The sequence below is a fragment of the Nitratidesulfovibrio sp. 1201_IL3209 genome (assembly GCF_036763125.1).
In the GTDB taxonomy this organism is placed as follows: domain Bacteria; phylum Desulfobacterota; class Desulfovibrionia; order Desulfovibrionales; family Desulfovibrionaceae; genus Cupidesulfovibrio.
The window spans coordinates 72,047-83,997 of the sequence record NZ_JBAIYT010000018.1 but is presented as its reverse complement, the minus strand read 5'-3'; the positions used below and the strand labels follow the sequence as shown (position 1 = coordinate 83,997).

The following is an 11,951-nucleotide window of genomic DNA, read 5'->3' as shown; positions in this document are numbered from 1 at the left end:
GGGGAGGGAGACCTTTTCCAAAAGGTCCCCTCCCCGGTCTCTCTTCATCCCGTAACTCATTAAGGAGCAGGCACATGACGTGGGAGAGCATCGAACGGCTGAAGACGGCGGCGGAACGCAATGCCCTGGCCATCAGCGAGGTCAAGGCGGCGGGGCGCAAGGTGGTGGGGTTGTACTGTCTGTATTCCCCGGCTGAGGTCGCCCTGGCGGCGGGTGCGGTGCCGGTGGTGCTGTGCGGCACGCGCAACGACCCCATTGCCACGGCTGAGCAGGTGCTGCCGCGCAACCTGTGTCCGCTCATCAAGAGCAGCTTCGGGTTCGCCATGGAGGGCTCGTGCCCGTACCTGTCGGCGGCGGACCTGGTGGTGGCTGACACCACCTGCGACGGCAAGAAGAAGATGTTCGAACTGCTGGGCGAGATGAAGCCCGTGCACCTCCTGCACCTGCCGTCCACCCCGGGCGAGGAGGCGCTGCCCTTCTGGCACGGACAACTGGAAGGGCTGGTGAAGCGGGTGGAAAGCGACTTCGGGGTGGCCATCACGCAGGAGAACCTCACCGACGCCATCAGGCTGGCCAACCGCGAGCGCCGCGCGCTGAAGGCGCTGATGGACCTGCCGCAGATGGACCCGGCCCCGGTGACCGGCATGCAGATGCTGGAAATGCTCTTCAAGCTGGGGTTCTTTGCCGACCGCGAGACCGTCATCGAACTGGCGGAAGGCGTGGTGGACGAGGTGCAGGCGGCGGCAAAGGCCGGAACCCTGCCCCAGGGCAAGGGCGGCCCGCGCATCCTGCTCACCGGCGTGCCCGTGGGCATGGGCTCGCACAAGGTGGTGCGGCTCATCGAGGAGTGCGGCGGCCAGGTGGTGTGCATGGAGAACTGTACCGGCTACAAGAAGGCCGACCTGGTGGACGAGACGGGCGACCCGCTCACCGCGCTGGCCCGCCGGTACCTGGCCACGCCGTGCTCGGTCATGGTGCCCAACCAGGGCCGCTTCGACCTGCTGGAAAAGCTGGTGGCCGACTTCAGGCCGCACGGCGTGGTGGACCTGACCTGGCAGGCCTGCCACACCTACAACGTGGAGGCGTACAAGGTGCGCAACTTCCTGCGCGACAGGTTCGACCTGCCCAGCCTGCACATCGAGACGGACTACTCCGAGGCCGACGCGGAACAGCTCAAGGTGCGCATCGAGGCGTTCCTGGAGATGGTGGGCGGGTAGGAACAGAAAAGCGAACGGCATCGGCGCGGGCGGTGGCCCGTGCCCGGTGCGCGGCGATGCATGCAAGGGGGCCGTCCGCAGGGGTGGCCCCTTTCGCGTGGCCGTGCCGCCGACGATGTCGCCCCCGCCGGACTCGCGCGGGTCTGGTGACCGTTGCGCGAGCCCGGCGGGGGCGGTGATGGGGCCGGGACGGACACCCGACGGAGGCGAGGAGCGGCATGCCTCCGGCGGAGGGCGTCGTGCACGCGGCATGCCCGTCCCGGCGGGGGTGTGGCGTTGCGGACCGCCGCACCCCAAGATTCGTCGTGCTTCGCTGGGCCGCGCCGTGCGGCGCGGTGTTACAGTTCCACCTGCGCGCCGATCTCGATGACCCGCCCCGGCGGGATGCCGAAGAAGGTGGTGGCGTTCCAGGCGTTGCGCGACATGAAGGCGAACAGCCCCTTGCGCCAGCCCGCCATGTTCGAGGTGCCGCTGGTGAGCAGGGTTTCGCGGCCCACGAAGAAGGTGGTGGTTTCCATGCGCATGGGCAGGCCGCGCGCGGCGGCCAGTTGCACCAGTTCGGGCACGCGCGGGGTCTGCATGAAGCCGTAGCGGGCCACCATGCGGTGGAACCCTTCGCCCAGCTTGTGCACCACCAGCCTGTCGGGCCGGGGCACGAAGGGCATGGGCTCGGCCACGATGGTCAGCAGCATCACGGTTTCATGCAGGGTGTGGTTGTGCTTGTAGTGGTGCAGCAGGGGCAGCGGGGTGCCCGTGGGGTTCACGGACATGAATACCGCCGTGCCCGGCACGCGCAGCGGCTTGGTGCGGCGCACCCCCTCGAGAAAGGTGCCGAAGGGGACCGAGGCGGCGGCAAAGCGGACGGAAAGGGCGGCCCGGCCGTCGCGCCAGGTGAGCATCAGGGTCATGACGCACAGGGCCAGCAGCAGAGTGAACCAGCCGCCGTCCATGATCTTGAGCAGGTTGGCGGACAGGAACGCCCCGTCGAAGGCCAGGAACAGCGCCACCAGCGGCACGGCCTGCCAGGCCCGCCAGTTCCAGCGCTGGCGCGCCACGGCGTAGTAGAGCAGCGAGGTCATGGTCATGGTGGCGGTGACGGCGATGCCGTAGGCCCCGGCCAGCCGGCTGGACTCCCGGAAGGCCAGCACCAGCCCCAGGCAGGCGATCATCAGCATCCAGTTCACGGTGGGCAGGTAGATCTGCCCGCGCGTTTCCTCCGAGGTGTGGATGATGCGCATGCGCGGTATGAAGCCCAACTGGATGCCCTGCTGCGTCAGCGAGTACACGCCGGAGATCATGGCCTGCGACGCGATGACCGCGGCCACCGTGGACAGCGTCACCATGGGATACAGCAGGGGGCGCGGGACCAGGGCGTAGAAGGGGTTGAAGGCCAGGCCCGGGTCGGCCAGCAGCATGGCCCCCTGTCCGAAATAGTTGAGCATCAGCGCGGGAAAGACCACGGCCATCCACGAAAGCCGGATGGGCCGCGCGCCGAAGTGCCCCATGTCGGCGTACAGCGCTTCGCCCCCGGTGATGCACAGCACCACGGACCCCAGCACCACCATGCCGTGCAGGTGGTTTTCCATGAAGAACCGTACGGCATAGGTGGGGCTGGCGGCCGCGAACACCAGCGGGTTGCGCAGCGCGGCCATGATGCCCAGCGCGGCGATGGAAACGAACCACAGCAGCATCACCGGGCCGAACACCCTGCCGATGCGTTGCGTTCCGTGCCGCTGGGCCATGAACAGCCCCACCAGCACCCCGATGGTGATGGGCAGCACGAAGGGACCGGCGGCCTCGGTGGCCACTTCCAGGCCCTCCACGGCCGAGAGCACGGAAATGGCTGGGGTGATCACCGCATCGCCATACAGCAGCGCGGCCCCGAAAATGGCGAACAGCGGCAGCATGCGCCGGAAAAGCGAAGGCGCGGGGGAAGGAGGGGGCGTTTCGCCATCCTCCCGCCCGGCATGGGCCTGTCTGGACGAGCCGTCCCGCAAGAGGGCCAGCAGGGCGAAGGTTCCGCCCTCGCCGTCGTTGTCGGCGCGCATGATGAACAGCACGTACTTGATGGTGACCACCACGGTCAGCGCCCAGAACACCAGCGAGAGCACCCCCAGGATGTTGGTGGGCGTCGGGGGCAGGGCGTGCAGGCCGTGGAAGCATTCCTTGATGGCGTACAGCGGGCTGGTGCCGATGTCGCCGTACACCACGCCCAGCGCGGCCAGGGCCATGGGCAGCAGGCGGTTGGCGGCGTGGGTGGGCAGCGTGGCGCCGGGCTCGACGAAGGGCGTGGGCGGAGCGGCCGGGCCGGATGGTGCGGCGGGGCCAGATGGGGCAGACGTGGGAGAAGTCGCGGAAATGGATGCGTGCGTGGACATGTGGTCGTGACCGGCAACGGGCGCGGGCCCGGCCAAAGGCACGGGCGATGCGCCCCCGGTGGCGGAGGCTTGCGGGGCGGTCTGCCCTTGGGTGGCGTGGGAAACGGGCGCGGCCGTGGCGCGCGCGGCGGGTCGCGCGTCGCCGTCCGGCATGCTGCCGGACGCGGCTTCGCCCAACGGAACGGGACCGGTGGACATTGGGCCTCCGAAAAGGGTGGGGAAAGCTTCCCCCACCCCGAGGCCCGTGGTCCGGCGGCGGCCGCCCGCTGCGGCGCAACGGACGGATGCACGGAAGGTGCTCGGAGGGGTGCTCTCCCTTCGACGCCTGCGAGGTTAGCTGACGGGCTCGGGCCGAAGAGATTGCCCTACGCCTTGCGGCGATGCGCCCCGTGCCGGGTGACCGGCTGTTGGGTCCCCCGCTTCCGCCCCCAGGGCGGAACTCGGCGATTTCGAGGAGGGGCTACGCCTGTCCGGGCATGCTGTCAATGGGGAGCGAACGCCATGTGCCGCAGGGCGTCGCGGGCGTACCGCCGCAGGTCCGCCGCCGGGGACGGAGGGGCGGGCCGGGCCGGGGAGGGCGGCGGGAGTAATGGACAGGCCGGGACGGGGCGGAACACGCCATTGCCTGCTGCCCGGTCCGGATATATCCGGATATATCCGGACATATATGGAACGCGCACGCGCGTGACGCGGCATGATCCGGCCCCGCCTGCCGGGCACGGGGCGCCGCGCGAGGGGGAGACCCCGGCGGGCGTTTTTACCGTTTTTTCGGGCCTCGCCGAAGAAACCGCTTGACGGTGGCGGCGTGCCCATGTAGATACCCCTCCTGCCTCGCAGGTGTAGGCGCGTAGCTCAGGGGGAGAGCACTTCCTTGACACGGAAGGGGTCAGCAGTTCAAATCTGCTCGTGCCTACCACACCGAAAGCCCAGAGAGGGAGGTTCCAGCCTCCCTTTCTTGTTATGGTGCGCGCGGCGGCAACAACAAACTCACCGAGGAGATTCGGCGTGAACGTGACCATCGAAGGACAGGTGTTCGACGTGCAGTCCGGCGTCTCCTGCCGTGACGCCCTCAAGGGCGCCCTGAGCGGGAAGAAATTCAAGAATGTCGTGGCCTGCCGCTGCAACGGCGCCCCGCTCGACCTCACCGCCACCGTGCCCGCCGACACCACCACCATCGAGCCGGTCTTCGCCGATTCGCCGGAAGGGCTCGAGCTCATCCGCCACTCCGCCGCGCACATCATGGCGGAAGCGGTGCAGAAGCTGTTCCCCGGCGTCAAGGTGACCATCGGTCCCGCCATCGACAGCGGGTTCTACTACGATTTCGACTACGAGCGCCCCTTCTCCGTGGACGACCTCGAAGCCATCGAGGCCGAGATGCAGAAGATCGTGGCCGCCGCGCACCCCTTCACCCGCACCGAAATGTCCAGGGACGAGGCCATCGCCCTGTTCGAGGGCATGGGCGAGACCTACAAGGTCGAGATCGTGCGCGACATTCCGGCGGACACGGTGTCCGTGTACCGCAGCGGCCAGTTCGTGGACCTGTGTCGCGGCCCGCACATTCCGGACACCAGCTTCGTCAAGGCGTTCAAGCTGTTGTCCGTGGCCGGGGCCTACTGGCGCGGCGACGAGAAGAACCGCATGCTCTCGCGGGTGTACGGCACCGCCTTCGCCGACCCCAAGGCCCTCAAGGACCACCTGCACCAGTTGGAAGAGGCCAAGCGCCGCGACCACCGCAAGTTGGGCCAGCAACTGGACCTGTTCGCCTTCCACGAGGATGTCGCCCCCGGCATGGTCTACTGGCATCCCAAGGGCATGCTGCTGCGCACCATCCTCGAGGACTTCCTGCGCAAGGAACACCTGAAGCGCGGGTACGAACTGGTGCAGGGGCCGCAGCTGCTGCGCCGCGAGGTGTGGGAAAAGTCGGGCCACTACGACAACTACCGCGAGAACATGTACTTCACCGTCATCGACGACAACGCCTATGGCGTGAAGCCCATGAACTGCGTCTCGCACATGCTCATCTACAAGAGCCACCTGCGCAGCTACCGCGACCTGCCGCGCCGCATGTTCGAGCTGGGCGTGGTGCACCGCCACGAGAAGTCGGGCGTGCTGCACGGCCTTCTGCGCGTGCGCCAGTTCACCCAGGACGACGCGCACATCCTGTGCCGTCCCGACCAGCTGGAGGCGGAGATCATCGGCGTCATCGCGCTGGTGCGCGACCTGATGGGCCTGTTCGGGTTCGACTACCGCATCGTCATCTCCACCCGGCCGGAAAAGTCCATCGGCTCGGACGAGGACTGGGACCGCGCCACCAACGCGCTCATCGGCGCGGTGGCCACGGCGGGCCTGTCGTACACCATCAACGAGGGCGACGGCGCCTTCTACGGCCCAAAGATCGACGTGAAGGTCACCGACGCCATCGGCCGTGAGTGGCAACTGTCCACCATCCAGGTCGATTTCACCTTGCCTGACAGATTCGACTTGGTGTACATCGGGCAGGATGGCGAGCGTCATCGCCCGGTTATGGTCCACAGGGCCATCCTGGGTTCGCTCGAACGCTTCATCGGCGTGCTCACCGAGCACTTTGCCGGGGCCTTCCCCACGTGGATCGTCCCGGTTCAGGCGCGCCTGCTGACCGTCACCGACGCCCAGAACGACTTCGCGCTGGGCGCGCGCGATCAGCTTATGGCCGCCGGCCTTCGCGTGGAGGCCGATACGCGCAACGAAAAGCTGGGCTACAAGGTCCGCGAAGCCCAGTTGGAAAAGATCCCCTACATCCTCGTGGTGGGGGACAAGGAAGTGGAGGCCGGGGGCGTCAACGTGCGCCTGCGCACCGGCGAGAACCTTGGCCTCAAGACCCTTGCCGAAGTGGCGGATATGATCAGGGCGGACTGCCAGGAACCCTTCAAACGTGGAGGAATGAGCTATAGCTTCTCCTAACAACAGGATGCGCCGCGATATCCCGCAGGACAGCGTGCGGCGCAATGAACAGGTCCGGGCCCGCGAGGTGCGGGTCATCGGGGCGGACGGCGAACAGCTCGGCATCCTGTCGCGCAACGACGCCATCGCGCTTGCCAAGGAGCAGGGTCTCGACCTCGTCGAGGTGGCCGCCACGGCCGACCCGCCCGTGTGCCGCGTGATGGACTACGGGCGCTTCAAGTACGAGCAGCAGAAGAAGAAGGCCGAGGCGAAGAAGAACCAGACCGTGATCCAGATAAAGGAAATCAAGGTCCGGCCCAAGACGGATGACCACGACTACGACACCAAGGTCAGGCACATCCGCCGCTTCATCGAGGAAGGCGACCGCTGCAAGGTCACCGTGTTCTTCCGCGGGCGCGAAATCGTCCACAAGGATCGCGGTCAGTCCATTCTCGACCGCATCGTCGAGGACACCAAGGACATCGCCAAGGTGGACCAGGAAGCCCGCGCCGAAGGCCGCACCCTGTTCATGATGCTCGCTCCGCTGCCGAAGAAATAGGCCGCTTCGGCCCTTGCTTCCGGCGCGTTTTTATCGCATTATGCCCCCTCTCGCCGGGGGTGCGGTCGCTTGCGCCGCGGCAACCGACCGGGAATTTTCGACGATCCAGTCCTTGAGAAGGCAAACCGGGTCCTCCGCCTTGCGGGGGGCTTCGTCATGCGTCCGTCGCCGCTCCGGCGGTTTCGGCGCGAGCAGAGAACGGCAAGGAGTATCCAATGCCCAAGATCAAGACCCGGCGTTCCGCCGCCAAGCGCTTCTCCGTGACCGGCAGCGGCAAGTTCAAGCGCCGCAAGCAGAACCTGCGCCACATCCTCACGAAGAAGAACGCCAAGCGCCGCATGCGCCTCGGCCAGTCCGCCACCGTGGACAGCACCAATGAGAAGGCTGTGCGGAGGATGATGCCCTACGCCTAGCGAAGGCGTTCAAAAAAGTACTTTTGCCCTCTGGCTGCGTCAGGCTCGTCCCGTGCGAAGGTCGAATATACCAGAATATACTCCCTCCGCCCGGAACTCGCCTTCCTTGCCAGAGAACAAAATTACCTTTTTTGAATCGCCTTCGCCGGGGCTCGTGCCCCGGCAGGGCGTGCTCTCGGCGTAACGAGAGCGCATCTCCCGCACTCATACATTATCCGCTCCGCTGGCCCGGTCTCTCGCCTCGCGGAGTCAAGATCACGATGGAGGTATTCCATGCGCGTGAAGAGAGGTCTCGCCTCCCACAGGCGTCACAAGAAGTATCTGGATGCGGCCAAGGGTTTCCGTGGCGGCCGCAGCAAGCTGTACCGCACCGCCCGCGAGGCCGTGGAACGTTCGTGGATGTACGCGTTCCGCGACCGCAAGGTGAAGAAGCGCGAATTCCGCAAGCTGTGGATCCTGCGCATCAACGCCGGCGCCCGCATGCACGGCCTGTCGTACAGCAAGTTCATGCACGGCCTCACCCTTGCCGGCATCTCCCTGAACCGCAAGGTGCTTGCCGACCTTGCCGTGCGCGAGAAGGAAGATTTCGCGAAGCTGGCGCAACTCGCCGCCTCGAAACTCAACTAACCCCCCACGGGGTCTCTACGCATGGACCTTCTCAAGGAACTGGAAAGCCTGGTCCCGGAACTCGAAAGAGGCCTGGACCAGGCTTCGTCATTGACCGAGCTTGAGGAACTGCGCGTCGCCTTCCTTGGCCGCAAGGGGCGTCTTGCGCAGATTATGGGCCGCCTGCCCGAACTTTCGCCCGAGGACCGGCCCCGCCTGGGGCAGGCCGCCAACGGCGTCAAGATGGCCCTCACCGAGCGCTTCGAGGGCCGCAAGGCCGCTCTCGAAGCCGCCAGCGAGGCCGCCGCGCTCTCGCGCTTCGACCCGACCCTGCCCGGCCGCGCGCCGTGGCGCGGCTCGCTCCACCCGGACACCCTGGTCATGGAGGAAATCTGCTCCGTGTTCCGGGGCCTCGGCTACGACATCGTGACCGGGCCGGAAGTGGAGATGGACCACTACAACTTCGAAGCGCTGAACATGCCCGCCGAACACCCGGCGCGCGACATGCAGGACACCCTGTACGTCACCGAGTCCATCCTGATGCGCACCCACACCTCGCCGTTGCAGGTGCGCACCATGCTGGCGCGCAAGCCCCCGGTGGCCATCATCGCCCCCGGCAAGGTCTATCGCCGCGACTCGGACATCACGCACACCCCCATGTTCCACCAGATCGAAGGTCTGATGGTGGACCAGGGCGTGAGCATGGCCGACCTGCGGGGCACGCTCACCTCGTTCCTGCGCACCGTGTTCGGCGGCGATACCAGGGTCCGCTTCCGCCCCAGCTTCTTCCCCTTCACCGAGCCCAGCGCAGAGGTGGACATCTCGTGCTGTATCTGCGGGGGCAAGGGGCACGTGGGCAGCGAACCCTGCCGGGTCTGCAAGACCACCGGCTGGGTCGAAATCCTGGGCTGCGGCATGGTGGATCCCGCCGTGTTCACCGCCGTGGGCTATGACCCGGAAGTGTACACCGGCTTCGCCTTCGGCCTCGGCGTGGAGCGCGTGGCCATGCTCAAGTACGGCATCGGCGATCTGCGCATGTTCTTCGAGAATGATGTGCGGTTCCTGTCGCAGTTTACGTAGCCACTGGCCCCGGATGGGTCTTTCGCCCGCTGGCGGCGTCGGGCGCGCCTTGTGCCTCGGTCACGTACGGGAAAAGTACGCTCGCCTCGGCCAAAGCTTGCCCTCCTTGCCAGCGAACGAAATCCCTCATCCGGGGTTGCTGCTGTCATGACCACCGTTTTTCGAATGCTTCTGCGGGGTAGTCCTGCCCCGCCCGGAAGGGGTGCAGGGGACAAGGTCCCCTGCCCGCCGGAGGCGTAAAAAACGCCTGGCGACGCCTGCCCCTTCGCAAACTTTCTCATGGAGTAGCCCCATGCTGCTGTCCCTTGCCTGGCTGCGCGAATTCGTTCCCTTCGAAGGCACCGCCGAACAACTCGGCGACCGTCTGACCATGCTTGGCCTTGAACTGGAGGAAATCCGCCGCCCGTTCGACGCCATCCGCACCATCGTGGTGGGCCACGTGGTGGAACGCGCCAAGCACCCCGAGGCCGACAAGCTGTCGGTGTGCAAGGTGGACGCGGGCCAGGGCGAACTGCTGGACATCGTGTGCGGCGCGCCCAACGTGGCGGCCGGGCAGAAGGTGCCGGTGGCCCTGGTGGGCGCCACCATGCCCGACGGCATGGTCATCAAGAAAGCCAAGCTGCGCGGCCAGCCCTCGCACGGCATGATCTGCTCCGAGCGCGAACTGGGCCTCAGCGACGACCACGGCGGCATCATGGTCCTGCCCGAGCACTTCACGGTGGGCAGGCTGCTGGTGGACGAACTGCAACTGGACATGGAGGTGTGCGACATCTCCATCACGCCCAACCGCGCCGACTGCCTCTCGGTGCTGGGCCTTGCACGCGAGGTGGCGCTGGGCTTCGGCCTGCCGCTGACCCTACCCCGGCTGAACCTGGTGGAGGACGGCCCGGACTGCTCCGGCGAGGTGGCCATCGAGATCGCCGACCCCGCGCTGTGCCAAGCCTACCACGGGCGCATCCTCGAAAACATCCGCGTGGGCAAGAGCCCGGCGCGCGTCCGGCACCGGCTCGCGGCCATCGGCGTGCGTCCCATCTCCAACATCGTGGACGCCACCAACTACGTGATGATGGAACTGGGCCAGCCCATGCACGCCTTCGACCTGGACCTGCTGGAAGGCGGGCGCATCGTGGTCTCCCCGGCGGTGGCGGGCGAGCGCATCGTGACCCTGGACGGCCAGGACCGCGCGCTGGTGCCCGGCGACCTGCTGATCCGCGACGGGGTGAAGCCCGTGGCCCTGGCGGGCGTCATGGGCGGCGCCAACTCCGAGGTTTCCGACGCCACCACCCGCGTGCTGCTGGAAAGCGCCGTGTTCCGCCCCGGCACCGTGCGCCGCACGGGCCGCAGGCTGGGCCTTTCCAGCGAGGCCTCGTACCGCTTCGAGCGCGGCGTGGACCAGGCCGGGGCGGTGTACGCCATGCACCGCGCCGCCCAGATGATGGCCGAACTTTCCGGCGCGCGGCTGCGCCCCGGCATGTGCAGCGCGGAACCGCGCCCGTGGGCCAGCCCCGAGTTGCGCTTCCGCCCGGCTCGCGCCCGGATGCTGCTGGGCCTTGGGGAGGACGCCATCGGCGACGGGTTCTGCGCCGACACCCTGACCAGCCTCGGCTGCGTGGTGGACCGTACCCAAGGGTCCGGCGGCGGCGACTGGAAGGTTTCCGCCCCCAGCCACCGCCTGGACTTCGAGCGCGAGGCCGACCTGATCGAGGAAGTGGGCCGCGTGTACGGGCTGGACGCCATCCCGCCCGTGCTGCCCAAGGTCATGCGTCCCCTGGACCAGGCGGGCGCGCCCGTGTCCGAGTATGATTTCTGGACGCGCATCAAGGGCTGGGGCCGTGGCCTCGGCCTCAACGAGGCCGTCAACTACAGCTTCGTGGGCCAGAAGGACCTGGACCACCTGGGGCTGCCCGCCGAAGGCCGCATCCCGATCATGAACCCGCTGTCCGAGGACCAGAACGTGCTGCGCACGGCGCTGGCCCCCGGCCTTTTGAACAACCTGCGCCACAACATCGCGCAGGGCAACGCGGGCCTGCGGCTGTTCGAACTGGCGCGCATCTTCACGGCGGACGCCGCTTCGGAAACCACCGCCCGCGAACGCGGCCGCCTGGGCATCCTGATGTACGGCGCGCGCCACGACAGCGCCTGGCCCAACCCGGAAGCCGACGCCGACTACCAGGACCTGAAGGGCGTGGTGGAACACTTCGCGGCCTTCCTGCATCTGGGGCAGCCGCGCTGCGAGATGGCCGACGCGCCGCATCCCTTCCTGGCCCCGTGCGTCACCGTGACGGTGCAGGGCAGGGTGCTGGGCGTCATGGGCCGGGTGAAGCCCGACCTCGCCGACGCCTACCACGCCCGCAAGGACGTGTGGCTGGCCGACATCGACCTGGACGCCGCGCGCCGGTTGCACGACGCGGTGGCGGTGCGCTTCGCCGCGTTGCCGGTGTACCCCCCGGTGCGCCGCGACATCACGGTCATGGCGCCCGCCTCGTTGCAGGCAGGGGCGGTGCTGGACCACGTGCGCACCATGAAGCTGCCGCTGCTGGAAGCCATCGAACTCATCGACGTGTTCGCCCCCGAAGACCGCGAGGAGCGCAACCTGACCTTCCGCATGACCTTCCGCCACGCCGGGCGCACCCTGAAGGACGCCGAAGTGGACAAGGAACGCGAGAAAGTGGCAAGTTCGCTCCAGCAGGCGCTTCCCGTACGGCTCTAGGGACCGGACAGGAGCCGGGCGGGGAGCGCCGCGTGCCCGCCCGCGGGCGGGAGTAGCGCGAACAAACCG

At 67.5% G+C, this 11,951-nt stretch carries 8 protein-coding genes, 1 tRNA gene and 1 riboswitch; of the genes, 8 read left to right on the top strand and 1 reads right to left on the bottom strand.

Features of this window, described 5'->3' with window-relative positions; translation table 11 throughout:
• Positions 1 to 74 precede the first annotated feature (74 nt).
• On the top strand, positions 75 to 1,217 hold the full coding sequence (locus tag V6B97_RS10195) for a double-cubane-cluster-containing anaerobic reductase (protein WP_333506396.1): 1,143 nt from the start codon (positions 75 to 77) through the stop codon (positions 1,215 to 1,217).
• Between the two features lie 338 nt (positions 1,218 to 1,555).
• Here V6B97_RS10195 and kup read toward each other — a convergent pair whose 3' ends face one another.
• Complete coding sequence (kup, locus tag V6B97_RS10190) at positions 1,556 to 3,595, bottom strand: potassium uptake protein (protein WP_333506399.1); 2,040 nt, start codon at positions 3,593 to 3,595, stop codon at positions 1,556 to 1,558.
• Positions 3,596 to 3,902: 307 nt separating this feature from the next.
• Positions 3,903 to 4,051: riboswitch (cyclic di-AMP (ydaO/yuaA leader) on the bottom strand.
• A 385-nt stretch (positions 4,052 to 4,436) separates the two neighbouring features.
• Between kup and V6B97_RS10185 the strand changes: the two genes are divergently transcribed.
• The 7 genes from V6B97_RS10185 (at position 4,437) to pheT (ending at position 11,882) form a co-directional block, all read left to right on the top strand.
• A tRNA-Val gene (locus V6B97_RS10185) sits at positions 4,437 to 4,511 on the top strand.
• Positions 4,512 to 4,600: 89 nt separating this feature from the next.
• A complete protein-coding gene (thrS, locus tag V6B97_RS10180; RefSeq protein ID WP_333506395.1) occupies positions 4,601 to 6,535 on the top strand; it encodes a threonine--tRNA ligase in 1,935 nt (644 codons plus the stop codon).
• 7 nt (positions 6,536 to 6,542) lie between these two features.
• Positions 6,543 to 7,073, top strand: coding sequence for a translation initiation factor IF-3 (gene infC, locus V6B97_RS10175; RefSeq protein ID WP_333506394.1), 531 nt, complete (start codon positions 6,543 to 6,545; stop codon positions 7,071 to 7,073).
• 215 nt (positions 7,074 to 7,288) lie between these two features.
• A complete protein-coding gene (gene rpmI / locus V6B97_RS10170) occupies positions 7,289 to 7,486 on the top strand; it encodes a 50S ribosomal protein L35 (protein WP_012612126.1) in 198 nt (65 codons plus the stop codon).
• 273 nt (positions 7,487 to 7,759) lie between these two features.
• Entirely contained in the window at positions 7,760 to 8,113 is a 354-nt protein-coding gene (rplT, locus tag V6B97_RS10165; RefSeq protein WP_007522954.1) for a 50S ribosomal protein L20, read from the top strand.
• Between the two features lie 21 nt (positions 8,114 to 8,134).
• The gene (gene pheS, locus V6B97_RS10160; RefSeq protein ID WP_333506393.1) at positions 8,135 to 9,172 is read left to right on the top strand and encodes a phenylalanine--tRNA ligase subunit alpha; all 1,038 of its coding nucleotides are present in this window, start codon (positions 8,135 to 8,137) and stop codon (positions 9,170 to 9,172) included.
• 292 nt (positions 9,173 to 9,464) lie between these two features.
• Positions 9,465 to 11,882: a phenylalanine--tRNA ligase subunit beta gene (pheT, locus tag V6B97_RS10155; RefSeq protein WP_333506392.1), complete on the top strand. Its 2,418-nt coding sequence runs from the start codon at positions 9,465 to 9,467 to the stop codon at positions 11,880 to 11,882.
• Positions 11,883 to 11,951 lie beyond the last annotated feature (69 nt).